We start from the raw sequence: 19009 nt of genomic DNA, 5'->3' as shown, positions 1-19009 counted from the left end.
AATGACAGCAAACTTTACACCTCTTATTACTGCGCTTGAAGACGCGCCAATTTTAAAAAATGAACTGTGTCGTGTTTTTCATGGCCGAGGCCACAGCGTCGAAGCATTAAGCCATATTAATTTAGACTTTTACCCGCCAAGTTTATTTTTGGTTTCGTACGACGAAATTGACGAGCAAACACTAAGCGAGCTCACCAATGCTGTGTGGCAGTGGGCGCAACAAAATCAGCCTGAGCTTATTACGTCACTTGTGTACCAGCAACGTGCTGGCGTACAAAGCCAAAACACCGTGGTTTATGGGCAATTACCTAACCCACATGTTGTAACTGAAAACGGCATTCGTTTTTTGGTTGATTTACAGAGCCGTCAAAATACCGGAATATTTCCCGATATGCGCAGCGGCCGTGAATTTGTAATGGCTAATAGCAAGCATGGCAAAGTGCTTAATTTGTTTTCGTATACATGTGGGTTTTCGCTTGCTGCAATGCAAGGCGGGGCAGATCATGTGATGAATATGGATATGAGCAAAGGGGTACTTAAAATCGGTAAGCAAAACCATCAACTAAACGGTTTTGAGCGCGGCGTCAGTTTTTTACCTCACGATATTTTAAAATCGTTTGGAAAACTAAAAAAAGCAGCCCCGTTTGATTTAATAATAGTTGATCCGCCAAGCTTTCAAAAAGGCAGTTTTATATTAACTAAAGATTATCAAAAAGTGCTGCGCAGGTTGCCAGAGCTACTTTGCGATAGCACAAAATTATTATTGTGCGCTAATAGTCCAGAGCTTAGCGAAGAGGCGTTTAAAGCATTAATAAACGAGCACACCCAAGGCGCAATTGAATTTGTTGAGCGCCTAGCCCCCACCGAGCGTTTTATTGAAGTAGACAACGACAAAAGTTTAAAAGCGCTTGTCTATAAAACGTCACAAACACCTGCTTAAATGAAGCTCAGTAAACGCCTAACTGCCATTGATAAATTAATTTCGCAGGATCACGATATTATTTGGGATTGTTGCTGCGACCATGGTTATTTAGGCATGGCGCTATTAAAACGCGCAGCTGCAAACCAGGTTATTTTTGTAGATATAGTCGCCACTTTAATGAACGACTTAGAAGCGCAATTATCATCTATTAATAAATTACAAAAAACCTGTGATAAAAATCCGCAGTGGCAGGTCTTATGTCAGGATGTAGGCAAAATTGAAATAGCTCAAAGTAAAAGCCAAGTAGTTGTAATAGCGGGTGTTGGTGGTGAGCTGTTGTTAAGTTTAGTACAACAAATTATTGCTAATAACGCAGTGGAACGTTTAAATAATGTTCGGTTTATTTTATGCCCAGTGCATCACACTTATAAGTTGCGAGTGGGTTTAAAACAACTCGGTTTAGGGCTTATAAGTGAACAAATAGTTTACGACAACAAACGTTTTTATGAAGTGATTGAAGTGAGCTTTAATATCAATAATGAGATTAGCCATACAGGCAACAAAATGTGGGACTTTGCTAGTACAGAGCACGCTATGTACCAACGACAACTCATAAATCATTATAATAAAATGCTCAATAAAGATAAGCCATACTATCAAAAAGTTATAACAGACTATCAAGAACTCACCGATAGTTAAAAAAGCCCAAAAGTAGGGCGTACATGTGATCTAATTACGACATTGACGACGTAATGTGTTCATAGTTTATATCGCACAACGCGAGTTTATTTGGTTTATTTATGTCAGATAACAAGAGTCACATTAATCATTTGCTTAGCAATGAGCAAAAATGGCAACACAGTTACGAGCAACCTATTTCTTATGCACCCCTTGTGCAATTAGCTAATACTAGCTGGGTGGTGCCACAGCATTTTTTACGTTACAAGCACACGCTTCAAAGCGTAAACGAAATTCTTGAGAGTATTGAGTTTTCGGCTCACTTTAGAGTGCTCGCTGCACAAAAAGGTGAAGAAATTTACCTGCAAGTAGCAGTGCTGAGCCCCGATAACTACCAAAAAAGCGCATCTACTAATGAAGCCAAAGCTAAAAAACTATTATTTGGCAGACGCTGGATTGTAGAGGAAAACTTACCTACTTCAGAACTTATTCAAACCGCATTTTTAGCGTTAAAAGTAGCGCGAGAACATGAAGTAAGAGAACTTTTTCAGTTAATGCAAAGCGGCGCAACAAGCACGCCATTTAATAACCATCACGATTTACCTGTAATGGCGCAAAACCCTGAACTTGTTAAAAGCGAAACGGTTACAAGTAACGTTGATGAAGTGCTTAAACGTATTGTATTTGCAGGAAAAAGTATTGAGCTTAAAAGTCAGCAGCAAGTAGCCGAGCAACATTTATATACTGTTGAGCTGTTGTGTGAGGATTGCCAGCTTAGTGAGTTTAATAAAAAAACGATTGCGTTTTTAACAGCAGACTCATCCGCTAATAGTTTTTTACACGGCTTAATTGCGGCATTGGTGGCTACAAGTAACGACTACGTAAACGAGCAGTTTAAATACAAAGGTTTTGCCCGTTTTAGTAAGCACGTAGTGGTTGAACAAATAGGTAACCTAAGTATCGCCATGCGCTCGCCAAGCACCGTAGGGCTTTGCTCTATGGGTAAGCAACATGCTAATCAGTTAAACTTTGAGATAGACAGTGGGCGAGCACCACAGGGCTGCGGGCAAGCTATTGGTGGGTTTTTAGCTGCTCACGGCATTGAGCAGCCAGAAAATGCACATTTATATCCAAATTACCTATAACAACTTAAAGCTTATTAATTTCATCTTTAACGTTAAAGCTTGAATCAGTAACAATAGCCTCAAGTGTTTGTACACGCTCTTTTAATGCAAGCACTTGTGCGTTTGTTTCAGCTAATTGTTTATGGGCATCGCTGTTGTTGTTTTGCATTTTATGCTTAAACTCAAGATGCTTTTTATACATATCGTAAACTACTCCTGAGCCAACCGAAATTAGCACAATAAGTACAATCATCGTAGTTCCAGACATAACCTCATTCCTTATCATTTTATTATTCGTTTATGGTTAAAGTATAACCTTTAAGCGCTTTTGATAAAGCTGACAATTGTAACTTAATTTGTATACTTTATTTAATTCAACTTTGAGCGTGTTCATCATTTATACACTTCAGATATTGTTTAATGGCTAGGGCGTGTTAATCTTTGTGGATTGAAATTTGTTCAATCTAGGGGCGATTAAATCGCGGCGCGAGGTTTGTAACCTAGTGGGCTAAGTAAAAACCGAGCAACAAAGAGTTAATTGTCCCTAGAAAGAACCCAAAGGGCAGCGCATGTTTGGTCTTTATACTGCGTTATCGCCTATTTATGGGGGATAGCCACACTACATAGGCTCTGCCTTGCCTAATAACCAAACATACTGCTGCAAATTCAATCACCAAAGAACAACACGCCCTAATCACCACATAATAAACATAATTTAGTCAATACAGTGAGTTGCCATGTTAAATAATAAAATTCCACCGGTTATCGTTGTGCTGTTTTTTGCAGGCATAATGGCGCTTATTGCGCATTACAGTGTTATTGATTTCACCGCCTTTATTACCTACTTAGCAGCAAGTTTGGTCATTATTGGGTGTGTTTTTTGTATTGCAGGGGTGGCGAGCTTTAAAATAGCAAACACCACAGTAAACCCAAATAAACCTGAGCAAGCGTCAAAACTTATTACGAGCGGCATTTATAAAATTTCGCGTAACCCAATGTACGTGGGTTTTGCATTTATTTTAGCAGGGTGGGGTGTTTGGTTAAGTTCCTTGTGGGCGCTTTTATGTATTATCGGGTTTATTGCGTATTTAACGTTTTTTCAAATAATACCCGAGGAGCGTGCGCTCACTAAATTATTTGGTGAAGAGTTTACCGCCTATAAAGCGCGCGTAAAACGCTGGCTGTAATCAATACCATTGACTTAAAACCTGACAAACAAAAAAGGCTATCGATGATAGCCTTTTTTGTTTGCAGCAATTGTATTACTAATTAATTGCGGCTTATTCGTATTCTAACGGGTCTGTAATGTTATTTAGTGCAAATGCTTCAAGGCGTTCTTGGCAGGCGCCACATTTACCACAGGCCTTTTCACGGCCGTTATAACAGGTCCACGTTTGGCTGTAATCTAAACCCATTTCAATACCGTCGGTTAAAATACCAATTTTAGTATTATTTAAATACGGGCTAAAAATTTCTACCGCGTCGTAGTTCGCAATACGACACACATCATCCATTTTTTGCACAAATTCAGGACGGCAATCAGGGTAAATAGCATGATCCCCAGAGTGAGCGCCGTAATAAACTTGGCTAGCTTTAAGTGATACCGCGTAGCCAACAGCAAGCGAGAGCAAAATCATATTACGATTAGGTACAATCGTACTTTTCATGCTTTCTTCTTCGTAATGGCCTTCAGGCACATCAATATCATCAGTAAGTGATGAGCCACCAATAAGTTGGTTAATCGCCGAAATATCAACAATTTTATGTGGAACGTTTAATTTTTCACACACACTTGCCGCTACTTTAAGCTCTTTTACATGACGCTGACCATAGTCAAATGAAAGGGCATATACATCATGGCCTTGTTGCAGGGCTTTATTTAATACGGTAAATGAGTCCATACCGCCGGAATAAATAACAACTACTTTTTGCGTCATATCTGTTTTGCTCTTAGTTTTAATAGAGGTTTATACCAGGGCGCGATATACTACACGGCCGCAGCTTAAATAACAATTTTTGCACAGCGCTTTTTGGTTTTTTAATAGTAGCAATTTGGCTGCTAGGTAGTAAGTGAGATCTCTTTTGTACAAAATTAATGAAGTGTTTGAAACCATTCAAGGTGAAGCTAGCTTTACTGGCACACCCTCAATATTTTTACGTCTGCAAGGCTGCCCAGTAGGTTGCTCTTGGTGCGACACCAAGCAAACGTGGGATGTTGATAATGTATATAAAGTATCGCTGGATGAAACCGTAGAAAAAAAAGCCGACTCAGATCATTGGGCTAACGCCAGTGCAGAGCAAATTTTAGCTTTGTTTAAATCACGTGGTTACACCGCAAAGCATGTAGTAATTACCGGCGGCGAGCCATGCATGTTTGATTTAAATCCAGTATGTAACTTATTACACGAACACGGTTTTAGCACACAAATAGAAACCAGCGGCACGTTTGAAATACTCGCCCCAGAGCAAACATGGGTAACGGTATCGCCAAAAATCAATATGCGCGGTGGTTATGAAGTACTTACCAGCGCTATGAAGCGTGCCAACGAAATTAAACATCCCGTTGCCATGCAAAAGCATGTAGAAGAGTTAGAAGAATTATTTGCTAAAACAGGCGTTAATCCTAAGCTTGTTTATTTGCAGCCAATTAGCCAAAAAGTATCAGCAACAAAATTAGCAATCGACACCTGTATTGCCAAAAACTGGCGCCTATCAATACAAGTACATAAGTATTTAGGAATTAGTTAAAGCCAGCTTAAAGTTATATTACGTATGTTGGGTAGAGCGAAGCTAAACCCAACAAACCTCCACTTCCACACCATTTTCTAATAACGTTTATAGTATTTAAATACGTAGGTCGTGTACTTAGCTCGGATAACCGAAGCGCCATACGACAATTCTTAATTACATCGACTTTAAAGCTCATATCTTCTTCGCTAATAGCCATAACTAGTTTACTATGCGCGACTTAAAAATATTCTACTACTTACCACTAGGCTTATATGTCCGCAAATGCGCTTTACACCGACCTTTCTGATTACTACGACTTAATGTGTGCAGATATTAATTATCAAGCCCAAAGCAATTCTATTCACAGGCTGCACCAAATTTTTGGTAATGGCGCAAACACCCATCTCGATTTAGCGTGTGGCACCGGCCCGCATGTGCGCCACTTTATTGATAACGGTTATAAAAGTAGTGGGCTTGATTTAAACCAGCCAATGCTAGATAAAGCAAAAACGCGTTGCCCAGAAGCGCAATTTTCGTTGCAAAACATGAGTGAATTTAAGGTAACCGAGCACTTGGATTTAATTACCTGCTTTTTGTATTCAATCCATTACTGCGACGGCATTAATAAGCTAAAAGAATGCCTTGCCAGCGTACACAGCGCATTAAACGTAGGTGGAATATTTTGTTTTAACACGGTTGATAAAAACAAAATCGACAGCGATTCATTTGTAGAGCACACAGCAACAAGCGAAAATAGCTTCTTCACATTTCGCTCTGGCTGGCACTATAGTGGCAGCGGCAGTAAACAGTTATTAAAACTCAGCATCGAAAAAACCACCGCAGATAAAACACTCGTATGGCACGACGAGCACCCAATGGTCGCTTTTAGTTATACCGAGCTGAAAGAAGCCCTAAAGCCGTACTTCGAAATCCACATATTTGAACATGACTACGACAAAATAACCCCATGGGCAGAGCGCTCAGGCAACGCCATTTTCGTCTGCGTAAAAATTTAAGGCGAACATTCATCAAGAAGAGATAAAAGTTTGGGTAGAGCGCAGCGAAACCCAACGAACCTCCAATACCACGGCCCAATAACTCCGCATTATATATTTGAAAGCGTAGGTCGGATAAGCGGATCGACATCAGACACAGTAACCTATTTGAGTTTCGGCGCGTAAAATTCTGTATATTAATTTCAGTTTTATCGACTCTAAAATATATGCTACTTTCAAATAGTGGATTAAATAATGATAAAAGGAATTTAAAATGGAACTCTCTGCATCAATTCTTCTACTAATAATTACCATATTGATTTGTCTTGGTTGGTACAACCATACAAAAAATTTAAAAATACAGTTTAAAAAAAATATTAAGGCATTAACTGATTCTTTAGCTTTAGCGCGAGAAGAAGCTAAAAAGCAATCATTGAAAAATAAAGAACTAACTGAGAAATATAGCCCAATCATTCAAGCTGAAGCTTACTCTCAAACTTTATTAGATGAAGCGGAACTAAAAGCAAATGCTATAAAGCAAACTGCTGAAAATTTAGCTAATGAAGTTAAAAATGAATCTATTACTTTAAGTGAGTCATTAAAGGAACAAAGGTTAGAGGGGAGCTTAAGACTTAGAGAAGCGAAGGAAAAAGCAGAAAAAATTAGGTTGGATGCTAATCAAGAAGCTGACCGTATTACTTTATTCGCAGAGCAAAGGGCTAAAGAGATTGCGGGTGATGCTTATGAAGCGAAAGAAAAAGCTAATACCTACGAGCAAGCAATAAAAGCAATGCGAAATACCATCGAAGGCTATAAGGACGACTATATCATTCCTAATCACTCAGTTTTAGATGATTTAGCTGAGGATTTTGGTCATAAAGAAGCTGGAGCAGAGCTAAAGTCAATACGACAAAATATTAGACAAATGATAAAAGAAGGATTTGCTGGAGATTGTGACTATGTTGAACAACATAGAAAAACATATGCAATCCATTTTGTAGTAGATGCATTTAACGGTAAAGTAGATAGTGCTTTATCTAAAGTAAAACATGATAATTTTGGGAAAATAAACCAAGAAATACTAGATGCGTTCGCATTAGTTAACCACAATGGCGTTCCTTTTAGAAAAGCTAGAATTAATGAAAAATACCTTAATGCACGTTTAATCGAACTAAAGTGGGCTGTAGCTACAAGTGAATTAAAAAAAATCGAACGTGAAGAGCAAGCAGAAATTAAAGCTCAAATTAGGGAAGAAGAAAAGGCTCTAAGAGATATTGAGAAAGCAAAGAGAGAAGCCGAAAAAGAAGAACGCTTACTTCAGAAAGCTTTGAAAAAAGCACGAGAAGAACTTTCTACTGCAAATGATGAGCAGCGGGCCGATTATGAAGCGAAATTACTTGATCTAGAGAAACAATTAAAAGAAGCGGAAGATAAAGGTCAAAGAGCTATGTCGATGGCACAGCAAACCCGAAGAGGGCATGTATACGTAATAAGCAATGTAGGCAGTTTTGGTGAAGAGGTATTCAAAATTGGTATGACCCGAAGACTTGAGCCTATGGATCGTGTCAAAGAACTGGGCGATGCTTCTGTTCCTTTTTCCTTTGATGTTCATGCGATGATATTTAGTGAAGATGCGCCATCTTTAGAAAAAGAACTCCATCGCCGTTTTGATATTTACTCAGTGAATAAGATAAATTCAAGGAAAGAATTTTTCAAAACTACAATATCAGAAGTTAAGAAAGCTGTAGAGGGCAATGGGGTTAAAGACGTTCATTGGACTTTAAAAGCTGAAGCTTCTGAGTACCGTGAGAGTTTAGCAATAGAGAAAAACTTACAATGTAATGCGGTTGCTTAACTATTTCTTATTTAGTTTCATGTATTAATACAGAGTAGGTGAATTAGTTTTTCTCATCAATTTCTTTCCCGCAATTATAACAATTGTTAGTGGGAAGCTTATAACTAGAAATAGAGCGCATTACTTGGTTTTTCTTACAGGCAGGGCAGGCGTAATTAATTACAGAGATTATAAGCGCAATAGCAAAAACGAAACTACCGATATAAAACGGGTTTGAGTAAAATTGCATACTTGGCTCTGAAAAATTAAAACCGATAATACAGATGATTAAGGCAGTTAAATAAAGTTTAAATTTTAGTCTTTTATTTTATTCAAGGTTAAATATCCAATTGGCAAGGTGCTAATAATAAGTGCTTTGGCAGTTTTAACAAATTATCTACTCTATTGCTATTTAAGTTTTATATAGCGCAAATGTATAGACATAAAAAAAGCGTTGCCCTTGAGCAACGCTTTTCTGTATTTTTCTAGCAGCGAGTAACTTACTCTGCCGCTAACTTACTCAGCCACAAACTTATTCTGCTGCTAAATAATCCAAAACCACTTGGTGGTGATCTTTAGTTTTAAACTTATCAAATAGGTGTTTAATTTTACCGTCTTGGCCTACTAAAAACGTTAGGCGGTGAATACCATCGTACTCTTTACCCATAAACTTTTTGTAGCCCCATACACCAAATGCTTCAGCAATGGCGTGGTCTTCATCGGCTAATAGGTCAAAATTAAGCTCTTTTTTAGTTTCAAAGTTTTTAAGGCGCTTAATTGGATCTGGGCTAATACCTACAACGCGGGTGTTAAATTTAGCAAGCTGTGCTTGCTCATCGCGTAGGTTTTCGGCTTGTACAGTACAACCCGGCGTTGACGCTTTAGGGTAAAAGTACACAAGCACTTGCTGCTCTTTTAACAGCTCGCTTAATGTTACTGTTTCGTCGTTTTGGTTTTGTAGGCTAAAAGCGGGTGCAGTATCGCCAGCTTGTAATGGACTAATTGTGTTCATGTTTAGCATCCTTAACGAATTCGTTTAAAAATATAATCTACGTTTAGTGTATGAGAAAGGCTCTCAAAACTAATTTTAAATTGATCTATATCTACATCAACAGGTATGTTGAATTCAAGTTCACAACGCATCTTTATGTTGTCTTCTTGGGAATAAGTGTCTGACTTAAGTGAGCAAATACTAATATTATTGTCTGCAAAAAAGCGCGTTACTTTGCTCAATGTGCCAGGGGTGTCTATGCCAGTGTATTCTAGGGTGTAACCTGCACAAAATTCGCTAGGAGTATGACTCGCTGTGCGCTTCATCATGGTTAGCAGGCCAAGTTCCATGGCTTTAGTTGGCAGTACGTGCTCTATGCGGCTTATTGCCGACATGTCGCCGCTAAGTAGCATTATGAAGGTAAATTCGCAGCCTAAAATAGCAATACGGCTGTCAATAATGTTGCAGTGGCAATCGCTAACGAGTTGGGTTAGTTCACTTACAATACCGGGTCTGTCTTCGCCAATCGCTGTTAAAACAATTTGATGATTTGAAAATGCAGTCATGAGTTCAAATACCTTGTTACTTGGATTATATCAACCGAGTTGGCAACACCAAAAATACACACGAGAAGTTGCACGGCGGCGAAGTTTAACACAAAAAGGGCTCTAAACTACAGCACACGCTAATTAAGCGCTTTTAAAGTGCGGTGTTTCTTGTTTTTACTGGCACGGGAAAGTACCATAGCTAAAATTTGCTTATTTGCGCTTAGTTTTATTGCTAAGTTGAAGTGCTGAACTTTATTGCATTTAGGCAGCCAAATAATAAATGTAAAGTTAATATTGATTTTACACTGAACCAAATCGGCATTACCCACTCATATATTTGTTAAAACAATTAAAGGGTATGCTAAGGAGAAATATCTGTGCAGTATTGGATCCCAAAAGCACTTGCAGTAAGTGTATTGGTAAGTTTATCAGGGTGTAGTGTATTTATTAATAAGGCACATGACGAGCGTAACTATCGTACGCATGAGCCTGTAAAAGCACCAGCGTCGTTATCTCAACCAGCTCAAGACCCAGTTTATAAAATGGATGTAGGTCAATACGACAATAATCCTGAAGCTACAAATTACCGCCCACCGGCACAAGTATTAACAATTGCTAAAGGCAGTTGGGTAGAAGAGACAGATAAACAAGCGCGTATTTATTTTGATAAAAACGATGGCATTGCTGATTTAGATGAGTTTCTTTGGGATACGATTAAATCTGTCCTAGCTGATAATAATGCGGCAACTACTAAAGAAGACAAGCTACTAGGTACTATTGAAACTGATTGGTACTCAATCATTAAAACTGAAGAAGGTTTTTGGTGGTGGGGCGATGAAGTAAACGATGATTTAGAAAAGTTTAGATTCACTATTGAAGAAAAGTCTCATCAACGCACTGCGTCTTTACGTGTGGAGCTGATTGATTTTAAAGGTGATAAAACGCTAACAGACTTACTCAAGCAGCAGCTAGAAGTACGTGCACTTAACCAAGTAGTGAGCGAGTTTGATTACCGTTACCGTCAACTTGAAGTTGATATGCGTAAACGCCAAGGTATTATTTCTCTTGAAATGGGCTTTGATAATAAAGGTAATGCAGCACTTGTAACTGAGCAATCTTACGAAGCTGTGTTTGACCGTTTCTCTGGGTTTTTAGAGCGCTTGTCGTTCTCTATTGTTGAAATTAACCCAGATACGGGCTTAATTACTGCAGATTACACTAAACCAGAAACAAGCGTTTGGGATTCAATTTGGGGTGATGACGTAGCTCAACTACCTATTGATGAAGGCCAATATCAAATTTTAGTAAGTAAAACTAAAGAAGGCGGTACTAGCTTAACGTGGATGGATGATAAAGGCGAAACGCTTGAGCCAGGTACTATGAATGGTTTACAACAAGCATTAGAAGCAGCACTCATTCAGCGCGGCATTAAAATTTAAATAATAATAAGTTTTACCACAAAAAGAGCGCTATGCTCTTTTTGTGGTTTTTATAGGTTAAACAACATGTCTCAGCTACCTGAACGTTCACACTATACGTGGCGCACTTGGTTTACTTTTTTGGTTCCTTCGTTAATTGGTGTGTTTTTATTTATGACACCCATAAGTACCTCGCAAGGGATGACCATTCCTATTGCCGTTATGGCAAAAGCGGTTCAAGCAATGATGCTTGGCTCTGCTCAAGCAATTATTACCCTCATTATTTGTATTACAGGGGTTATTTCTGTAATTACTAAAGTGTTTAAACCCGCCGCTATATGTAACTCACCTTTGTTAAAGCATTTATTTGATGTGAGCTGGACATGGCTGGTGGTACGCTTATTTGGTATGGCGTTTGGTTTAATGACGTACTTAAGCCTAGGTAGCGAGATGATTACCTCGGCTAATACTGGCGCGCTGGTACTAAATGACTTATTGCCTGTGTTGTTTTCGGTATTTATTTTAGCGGGCTTATTACTGCCGCTATTAATTAACTTTGGTCTATTAGAGCTTGCTGGTACGTTAATGACCAAAGTAATGCGCCCTGTATTTGGTGTACCAGGTAGAAGCGCGGTTGACTGTACTGCATCGTGGTTAGGTGATGGCAGTGTGGGTATTTTGATGACTGCAAGGCAGTACGATCAAAAGCACTATACACAGCGCGAAGCGGCTATTATTGGTACTACGTTTTCAGCGGTTTCAATTACATTTAGTTTAGTGGTGCTTGGGCAAGTTAAACTTGAATACCTATTTGCACCGTTTTACGCAACGGTATGTTTAGCCGGTATTGTTGCCGCTATTATTGTGCCGCGATTACCGCCACTGCGCTTTAAAAAAGATTTACTTATTGATGGCACTGAGCCAGATAGAGACGCTGAAACAATTCCGGGTCATAAAACTTTATTTGGGCATTCGTTAGATGTTGCATTAGCAAAAGCTGATAACTCAACGGGTGTTAAAGGCACTATAAAAGAGGGCGTACATAATGCGCTTGATATGGTGTTTGGTGTATTGCCAGTAGTTATGGCGGTAGGTACATTTGCACTGATCATTGCTGAGCATACGCCTATATTTCAGTATTTAGGTATGCCGTTTGTGCCATTTTTAGAGTTATTACAAATACCCGAAGCAGCCGCAGCGTCGCAGACTATTATGGTTGGTTTTGCTGATATGTTTATTCCGTCAATATTAGCAGCAGGGACTATTGAAAGTGATGTAACGCGCTTTATTATTGCCGCAATGAGTGTAACTCAGCTTATTTATATGTCTGAGGTGGGTGCACTTTTACTTGGCAGTAAAATACCGGTAAACATTTTAGAGTTGTTTATTATATTTATTTTGCGAACGCTAATTACTTTACCTGTTATTGCGCTAATGGCGCATTGGCTCGTAGGCTAAATTAACGAAAATATAATTAAGCGGATTGGTATTATTAAAAAAGCCCTGATTAATCAGGGCTTTTTTGTGTCTGTTGTATTTTTTATATTGGCGTTGGATTTTATAAACTCCTGTTTTGCAGAGAGTCTAATTAGCGCAATATTACCAATGATAATGGCAAAAACAACAGCGACAATAATTACAATATGCCAAATTTGCATCGCAGTATCACCTAATCTTTGGTACGTTTAAGTGTGACCGCTTTGCGCTATAACAGCAATTAAATTACTCAAAATACAATCAATAACTTTAAACACAATCAATAACGTTAAAAACGTCTCGCTACCGAAAGCGTTAAAAAGTTCAGCCCAGGGTTTGGCTCTTTAAAGCCAGCGTTTGAATAGTGAATAACGCGAAGAGCAACATTGGTGCGGCCAAAATCGGCTACAAGCCCTATGCGGTCTTCAAACTGGTAGTGAGTACTTATGTTTTTACCGGCAAACTGCGTTTCATCAATCAGTGATACACCAATGCCTGCTTCTACATAAAATGGGGTGTTGTTAAAACTAAAAGCAGGAAATTGTAGTACAGGTGACATAGCAAGTACTAGGTTTGATTGTGTTTCATCGCCGTGGCGGTATTCCCACATGTTTACGCTGGTTTCAAAGTAAAAGCGTGCATCACCAATAATGTTTTGCATACCAGGTGCATGATACTGATACGCAAGCTTAACGCCGTTTACGTTACCTTCGCCTTTGAGAAAGTCAACGGCATAACCGTGGTCCGATTGAGCAAAAGCAAGCTTGCCAAAAAGTGAAACTACTAATACAAAAGAGATAATAAGTGTTTTAAGTGACGTTTTCATAGGTGCCAAATGTTTGTTTGATTTAAGTTGATAACTAAATGATAAGGGCGGCCTGTTAACAATTACAATGAGGACAAAATGCCGGTTGTATATGAGCTGTTAATAGAGCTTTCTAACTGCTTGAATTTATTTTAGTTATTCAATTGGTGCTAATTGGGCATTAATAAGTTGCTTATTTGTGCCTTTTTTATTGCGTATAGTTCGCGTAAATTACAGCCATCTTAATCACACAGACATATACAATTATGAAACTCTTTAAACTATTCGTTTTAGCCACTGCTTTTTTTAGCAGTTCGTTATTTGCACAAGCTCAGCAATCACCAGATCAGTTACTTGAATCGGTAGCCGACAAGCTTTTTGCAGATATTGGTCAAGTAAACTCAAAAGGTACAGCCAGCAAAGACGCGATGGCTGCCATTGTTGAAAAACGTTTAATGCCACATATTGACGTTAAGTTTGTGTCGTTTAAATTATTAGGTAAACACATTAAAGGTATTGAGCGCGAGCAAGCTGTTCAATTTATAAATGCAGTAGAGCATTACTTAACAGGCACATACGCTGGTGCACTAATGAAGTATACGGGTCAAAAAGTAGTATTTGAGCGTAATAACGCAAAAAGTGACTCTGAGTACGCAACAGTTAATACGCAAATTATTGAGCCAAATGCGCCTACTATCGACTTAAGCTTTAAGCTTCGTTTAGGTAAAAACAATGAGTGGAAAGTATACGATATTGTTGCTGAAGGCATTTCACTATTAAGTGCTAAACAAAAAGAGATTATTCAACGCATTTCTGATGTGGGTTTAGAGCAAGTTATTAGCGAGTTAAAAAGTAAATAGACTATTTGTCTGGCTCTGATTAAGCCCAACTCCAACCTCAAAAACGGCCAATTACTTATGTACTTGGCCGTTTTTATATTTTTGCTAAGGACAATACCAATCCACAGGAATACTTAATCATTTAGAACAACTAAATAACGAAATTTTTGCCTTGCTATCACACGGTTTTCTACCTCAAAATAAATCACTTAATTAAGCGAATTGGTATAATCCTAAAGGATTGTTGTTATTGCGTAATTTTGCGCTAGCAGCAAAACAAAGGTGTGCTAGAATATCGGCACTTTGATTAAGCGTGGTGTCAGCTTAAAACTGATATAACTTACCACCCCCAAGCCACACTGGAGTTGTGTTGTTTTAATGGAAAATGTACTGATTTGGCCAAAGGAATACCCATTACTTATTAAAGGACTGGTAGAACAAAACGGTGCCTTTATTTTAGATGCTTTGGAAGCTTGGCCTGCTTGTCGTTCTACAAATGAAGACGATGGTGTATGCACCACCGTGCTGCCACCTATTTATTATTTGGCATGGCTAACCCCGCTGGAGCCATTTGAAGAATGTTACTTTCAACATATCTCTGAATATGACGAAGACGCACAAGCGTATATTAGTGCGGTTAAAAGCCATTACTACGATAATGAATACACCCCTGAAAGCTTAGTGCTTATGCTGTGCCAGCGCCTTGAAAAATACGCAAGCGTGGCTGCACAAAATACCATAGATACGCCACTGTCTTTAGTTGATTTATTTTTTAGTAAACGCTACTTCACCTTAATTGAGCATGCGTTAAATAATAAAAGTAAACTCTCGGCAAAGGACACATTAGCGCTTTGGAAGGAAGTTGATTTTAGAGAGCGCCTAAGTGCGTTTATTCCAGAGTCTATTGCTGATTTAGATACTCTTTCTGAACTTGCCAGCGAAAAAGTAGCTGCGGGTAAAGACTATTTTACGCTGCTGACGCAGGTTTCTCCTGATGTTGACTCTGTTGTTCTCTTAGAAAAAGCTTTGCTTACTCATTTACGTAAAAAAACAGCTAAGCAAACAATGGCTATGCGTTTTATTGAGCAAGGCGCTACTGGTGTACTTGCTGATGAAAACAATAAAACAGCCTTTATGTGGGCCGCCGAAAAAGGCTTTGTAAATGTGGTTGAAACGCTACTTGCAAAGCAAGACAAAAAAGCGGTTGATAATTTAGGTAACACAGCACTTCATTACGCTGTATTTGCTAAAAATGAATCGTTAATGGTGCTGCTTATTAAAGCGGGCTATAACTTTAGAGCGCGCAATAAAGAAGGTTTAAGTTGTTACCGTTTAGCGGTAAGTATAAAAGCCAATAACTTAGTTAAATGCTTAGAGCGTGACTTTGGTATTAAAGAGCTTTCGCCAGAAGGGCAGTTCGATCGTATTAAAAAAGTACATGTGCTGCACGCTATCGTTACTATATTGCTGCCTTTGCAGTTGTTCTTCTTTTTTGATGAAACCCTCTCCATTAAAAGTGAGCTGACGCTGGGTTTAACTATGACTGCAGTGATTTGTTTTTTCTTTGCGACCACTTTAAAACGCTGTGCGCTATATCCACATATTAAACACCCTTGGGGTTTATTTGTGCTTAGGGGCTTTTCGTTTATTAGTTTAATTGCTCAAATAGGGTTGGCCAGTATTGTGGTGCTAGCTGCCTTGAGTGATTTAGTTTAGTCATTTTTAAATAGTTAATAAAAAACGCGCTTAAAGTAATTTAAGCGCGTTTTTTTGTATATAGCGTTTATGGTTAAACCTTATTTACCGTGCTCATTTGCTGCTTTTTCTTCAGCTAATTCTTCTTTAAGCTTACGGATTTTTAAACCTTGTTCTTGTCCGCGATGTCTTGCGTAGTAAGTACAGCCAATAAACATAAATGATGCAAATACCAGCTCTAACAACACCCAAATTAACTCATCTGGCGCAGCCCACAGCATGGTAAGACCGTGGATAAAATAAAGCATTACAATAAAGTTAGCCCACGCATAGGTGTATGTGTTGTCTTGAATTATGCCTCTTAGCGGCAGCAGTAAAGGAATGATAGGAAAAAACAATGACACCCAACTAGTATTACCGTCTAGAGGGGGTACAAAATACATCCACAAAGGGATCAGAATAAGTAAACCAACATAGCCAAATAGTGCTGCACGTTGAAATTTTACCGTAATCGGCTTTTTAGCTGGGTTGTCAGCTGTATTCATTTAAGTTTTCTCGCAATGTGAGTAAGGCGTTTACCAACGCTTTGGCATATTTTAATTTCGTCTTTACTTAGCTGTGCACTATTAGCGCTGCCAGCGACGTGTGTTGCACCATATGGTGTTCCACCGGTTTGTGTTGCAAGTAGTTCGGGCACATCGTATGGCACGCCCATAAGCATCATGCCGTGGTGTAATAGTGGTAAAGATAAGTTAAGTAAGGTTGCTTCATTTCCACCATGCATACTACTTGATGACGAAAATACACACGCTGGCTTATCGATTAATTGGCCTTTTAACCACAGGTCGCTGGTGGTTTCCCAAAAGCTTTTTGCTTGAGAGGCCATCATGCCAAATCGAGTTGGTGTACCAAACGCTAAACCATCGCAATTTATTAAATCATCTTTGGTGATCACGATATCGTGCGCATTTTTAGCTACAAAAGTACGCAGCAGGGCGGTTGCACTTTGTTGCTCTATCGACTCTGCTATCTCGTGAGCCATTGCTTCAACTGAGCCGTGGCTTGAGTGATAAAGCACCACTATGGTTGCACTCATTATAAAACGCTTAGTACGTTTTCTGGTGGACGACCAATCGCTGCTTTATTGTTATTAACTACGATAGGGCGTTCAATCAATTTTGGGTATTTAACCATAGCGTTAATAAGTGCGTCCTCATTTGTTTCATCTTTCAAATTAAGCGCTTTGTAGTCATCTTCTTTGGTGCGCATCATTTCACGTACGGATGAAAAACCAAGTTGGATTACAAGCGTTGAAATTTGCTCGTGAGTAAGAGGGGTTTTTAAATACTCTACAACACTTGGCTCTATCGCTTTACTTTGCAGTAGCGCTAGCGTTTCGCGTGATTTAGAACAACGTGGGTTGTGGTAAATAGTGACAGACATAAAATGATTCCAAAGTGTGAATTGCGTCTATTTTAGGGTAAGCGCTTGCAGACTTAAAGTCTTGCAAGCTCTTTTTGTAAAAGTCGATACTGGGTAAGTAGTGCTTTTAAACGTTGTTGCTTTACAAGTTCGGTTGGCTCTACGAAGTTAAGTGCTTTTTGTACTTCGTCTGCGGCTTTTAAATAAGCACCGTATTGAGCCAATACATCGGCGTTCGCTTCGTGATATGAGGCTAATTTATCTTGTTTTTTATACGCATCAGCAAGAAGTTGCTTGCCTAGGTTGTGATCTGGCTTTTCGAGTAAAAAACTCTTCAAAATATTTTCGGCTAGTTCATATTGCTCAGCTTCAAGTGCTGCGTTGGCATAGTTAAGCGTAATTACCTGATTATTAGGGCGATACTGATTTAAATCGGCTAAAAATTTTACGGCTTCATCTGCCTTTTTTTGCGCGATGAGTAAATCGGTATGGGTATCTATATAAAATAGGTTTTTAGGATCGTTTTTTAAAAGCTCATCTAGTATTGGGGCTGCTTCATCAAGCTTTTTTTGATCAAGTAAGCTAATAGCTAAACCGTACTTTAAAGCGGTGTTATCGTAGCTATTTTCGCGAAGTCGTTTTCTAAATAGGTCTTCGGCGTTTTCTGGTTTGTTGTCGTAGCGCGCAAGCACGCGGCTTTTAGCTAAATTAAACTCAAGACTGGCACTCATATGACGCACAGGAAATTGCTCTGCACGCAAACGCACATCTGATACTCGGCTCTCTGGTAATGGGTGAGTAAGTAAAAACGCAGGTGGTTTATATTTATAACGAATTTGCGCGGCAAGTTTAGTTAAAAATTCGCTCGATGCACGAGCATCAAAGCCTGCATTGTTAAGCGTTTGCATGCCTATGCGGTCAGCTTCTTGCTCGGCTGAGCGACTATGCGTTAACTGACTAAAAGCAGATTGTGTTTGGCTGGCAGATATAATGGCAATACCCGCATCTGGTGCAACAACGGTTGCTAATATTCCGGCTATCATACCGGCAATAGTCAGCGCGCTGTTATCTTGTTGTTGCTGTATTCTTCGGGCTAAGTGGCGCTGTGTTACGTGAGCAATTTCGTGACCAAGCACTGAGGCAAACTGACTCTCGTTATCGGCTTGGGCTATTAACCCTGTGTGCACACCAACGTGTCCGCCATAAAAGGCGAAGGCATTTATTTCCGAGTTGTTTATCCAAAAAAACGAAAACGGAAAGCGTACATCGTTAGCATTAGCAACAAGTTTACGGCCAATAGTCGTGAGGTATTCATCTAGCACTGGGTCATTTATTACTGGTGATGAGCCTCGTATTTGCATCATCATTACTTCGCCAATGGCTTGTTCTTTTTCGAGTGGCAGTGCTTGTAATGCAGAAGTTCCTAAATCAGGAAGCGTAAAGTTGGTTTGCGCTTTTAAAGGTTCGCTTATTAATAAGCTAAACGTAAGCGCAGCACTGCATAAAGTGATAAATGCTGATTTTAGCTGCAT

At 39.1% G+C, this 19009-nt stretch carries 21 protein-coding genes; 11 read left to right on the top strand and 10 right to left on the bottom strand.

Features of this window, described 5'->3' with window-relative positions:
- Position 1 precedes the first annotated feature (1 nt).
- The 3 genes from ABX891_RS12420 to ABX891_RS12410 all read left to right on the top strand — a co-directional run bounded on the left by ABX891_RS12420 (position 2) and on the right by ABX891_RS12410 (position 2745).
- On the top strand, positions 2-940 hold the full coding sequence (locus ABX891_RS12420) for a class I SAM-dependent methyltransferase (RefSeq protein ID WP_354629641.1): 939 nt from the start codon (positions 2-4) through the stop codon (positions 938-940).
- A complete protein-coding gene (locus ABX891_RS12415) occupies positions 941-1621 on the top strand; it encodes a tRNA (adenine(22)-N(1))-methyltransferase (RefSeq protein WP_354629640.1) in 681 nt (226 codons plus the stop codon).
- A gap of 101 nt (positions 1622-1722) precedes the next feature.
- On the top strand, positions 1723-2745 hold the full coding sequence (locus ABX891_RS12410) for a hypothetical protein (RefSeq protein ID WP_354629639.1): 1023 nt from the start codon (positions 1723-1725) through the stop codon (positions 2743-2745).
- A gap of 4 nt (positions 2746-2749) precedes the next feature.
- Here the strand turns inward: ABX891_RS12410 and ABX891_RS12405 are convergent, their stop codons facing one another.
- Entirely contained in the window at positions 2750-2992 is a 243-nt protein-coding gene (locus ABX891_RS12405) for a hypothetical protein (RefSeq protein WP_010553668.1), read from the bottom strand.
- A 469-nt stretch (positions 2993-3461) separates the two neighbouring features.
- Between ABX891_RS12405 and ABX891_RS12400 the strand changes: the two genes are divergently transcribed.
- Positions 3462-3911 carry a methyltransferase family protein gene (locus ABX891_RS12400; protein WP_007378935.1) on the top strand — a complete coding sequence of 150 codons (450 nt, stop codon included), beginning with the start codon at positions 3462-3464 and terminating at the stop codon, positions 3909-3911.
- A 93-nt stretch (positions 3912-4004) separates the two neighbouring features.
- Here the strand turns inward: ABX891_RS12400 and queC are convergent, their stop codons facing one another.
- The gene (queC, locus tag ABX891_RS12395; protein WP_002960416.1) at positions 4005-4661 is read right to left on the bottom strand and encodes a 7-cyano-7-deazaguanine synthase QueC; all 657 of its coding nucleotides are present in this window, start codon (positions 4659-4661) and stop codon (positions 4005-4007) included.
- Positions 4662-4806: 145 nt separating this feature from the next.
- On the opposite strand from queC, the gene queE reads away from it, so the two are divergent.
- From queE to ABX891_RS12380, 3 genes are all read left to right on the top strand, one after another.
- Positions 4807-5472, top strand: a complete 666-nt coding sequence (gene queE / locus ABX891_RS12390; protein ID WP_354630138.1) for a 7-carboxy-7-deazaguanine synthase QueE — start codon at positions 4807-4809, stop codon at positions 5470-5472.
- Positions 5473-5726: 254 nt separating this feature from the next.
- Entirely contained in the window at positions 5727-6470 is a 744-nt protein-coding gene (locus ABX891_RS12385; protein WP_024604945.1) for a class I SAM-dependent DNA methyltransferase, read from the top strand.
- 253 nt (positions 6471-6723) lie between these two features.
- Positions 6724-8304, top strand: a complete 1581-nt coding sequence (locus tag ABX891_RS12380; protein ID WP_354629638.1) for an SNIPE associated domain-containing protein — start codon at positions 6724-6726, stop codon at positions 8302-8304.
- A gap of 511 nt (positions 8305-8815) precedes the next feature.
- Here the strand turns inward: ABX891_RS12380 and bcp are convergent.
- Together bcp and ABX891_RS12370 are read right to left on the bottom strand one after the other, a co-directional pair.
- Positions 8816-9295 carry a thioredoxin-dependent thiol peroxidase gene (bcp, locus tag ABX891_RS12375; protein WP_002963124.1) on the bottom strand — a complete coding sequence of 160 codons (480 nt, stop codon included), beginning with the start codon at positions 9293-9295 and terminating at the stop codon, positions 8816-8818.
- 11 nt (positions 9296-9306) lie between these two features.
- Positions 9307-9840 carry a glycine cleavage system transcriptional repressor gene (locus tag ABX891_RS12370; protein WP_007583906.1) on the bottom strand — a complete coding sequence of 178 codons (534 nt, stop codon included), beginning with the start codon at positions 9838-9840 and terminating at the stop codon, positions 9307-9309.
- Between the two features lie 359 nt (positions 9841-10199).
- Between ABX891_RS12370 and bamC the strand changes: the two genes are divergently transcribed.
- Both bamC and ABX891_RS12360 read left to right on the top strand, forming a co-directional pair.
- Complete coding sequence (gene bamC, locus ABX891_RS12365) at positions 10200-11261, top strand: NlpB/DapX family lipoprotein (protein WP_354629637.1); 1062 nt, start codon at positions 10200-10202, stop codon at positions 11259-11261.
- A 66-nt stretch (positions 11262-11327) separates the two neighbouring features.
- The gene (locus tag ABX891_RS12360; RefSeq protein WP_354629636.1) at positions 11328-12698 is read left to right on the top strand and encodes a YjiH family protein; all 1371 of its coding nucleotides are present in this window, start codon (positions 11328-11330) and stop codon (positions 12696-12698) included.
- Positions 12699-12751: 53 nt separating this feature from the next.
- Here ABX891_RS12360 and ABX891_RS12355 read toward each other — a convergent pair whose 3' ends face one another.
- Both ABX891_RS12355 and ABX891_RS12350 read right to left on the bottom strand, forming a co-directional pair.
- Positions 12752-12898, bottom strand: coding sequence for a DUF2897 family protein (locus ABX891_RS12355; protein WP_354629635.1), 147 nt, complete (start codon positions 12896-12898; stop codon positions 12752-12754).
- Positions 12899-13005: 107 nt separating this feature from the next.
- Positions 13006-13542, bottom strand: a complete 537-nt coding sequence (locus tag ABX891_RS12350) for an acyloxyacyl hydrolase (protein WP_354629634.1) — start codon at positions 13540-13542, stop codon at positions 13006-13008.
- 245 nt (positions 13543-13787) lie between these two features.
- Between ABX891_RS12350 and ABX891_RS12345 the strand changes: the two genes are divergently transcribed.
- A complete protein-coding gene (locus ABX891_RS12345; protein ID WP_354629633.1) occupies positions 13788-14381 on the top strand; it encodes an MlaC/ttg2D family ABC transporter substrate-binding protein in 594 nt (197 codons plus the stop codon).
- 357 nt (positions 14382-14738) lie between these two features.
- Complete coding sequence (locus ABX891_RS12340) at positions 14739-16076, top strand: ankyrin repeat domain-containing protein (protein WP_354629632.1); 1338 nt, start codon at positions 14739-14741, stop codon at positions 16074-16076.
- A gap of 80 nt (positions 16077-16156) precedes the next feature.
- Here the strand turns inward: ABX891_RS12340 and ABX891_RS12335 are convergent, their stop codons facing one another.
- Genes ABX891_RS12335 through bepA form a run of 4 tightly spaced genes read right to left on the bottom strand, consistent with a single transcriptional unit; the run spans position 16157 to position 19009 of the window.
- Positions 16157-16600 (bottom strand): DUF2069 domain-containing protein, encoded by a 444-nt coding sequence (locus tag ABX891_RS12335; protein ID WP_354629631.1) that lies wholly within the window; start codon positions 16598-16600, stop codon positions 16157-16159.
- Positions 16597-17151, bottom strand: coding sequence for an NAD(P)H:quinone oxidoreductase (wrbA, locus tag ABX891_RS12330; RefSeq protein WP_354629630.1), 555 nt, complete (start codon positions 17149-17151; stop codon positions 16597-16599). Before wrbA ends, ABX891_RS12335 begins: the two co-directional genes overlap by 4 nt.
- Positions 17151-17498 carry an arsenate reductase (glutaredoxin) gene (arsC, locus tag ABX891_RS12325; protein WP_024595681.1) on the bottom strand — a complete coding sequence of 116 codons (348 nt, stop codon included), beginning with the start codon at positions 17496-17498 and terminating at the stop codon, positions 17151-17153. The genes wrbA and arsC overlap by 1 nt, the downstream gene beginning before the upstream one ends.
- A gap of 53 nt (positions 17499-17551) precedes the next feature.
- Positions 17552-19009: a beta-barrel assembly-enhancing protease gene (gene bepA, locus ABX891_RS12320; RefSeq protein WP_039487326.1), complete on the bottom strand. Its 1458-nt coding sequence runs from the start codon at positions 19007-19009 to the stop codon at positions 17552-17554.

Source organism: Pseudoalteromonas sp. NCIMB 1079, from assembly GCF_040567695.1.
GTDB lineage: Bacteria > Pseudomonadota > Gammaproteobacteria > Enterobacterales > Alteromonadaceae > Pseudoalteromonas > Pseudoalteromonas distincta.
Note: the sequence above shows the minus strand (reverse complement) of the source record. Positions and strands in the feature narration are given on the sequence as shown.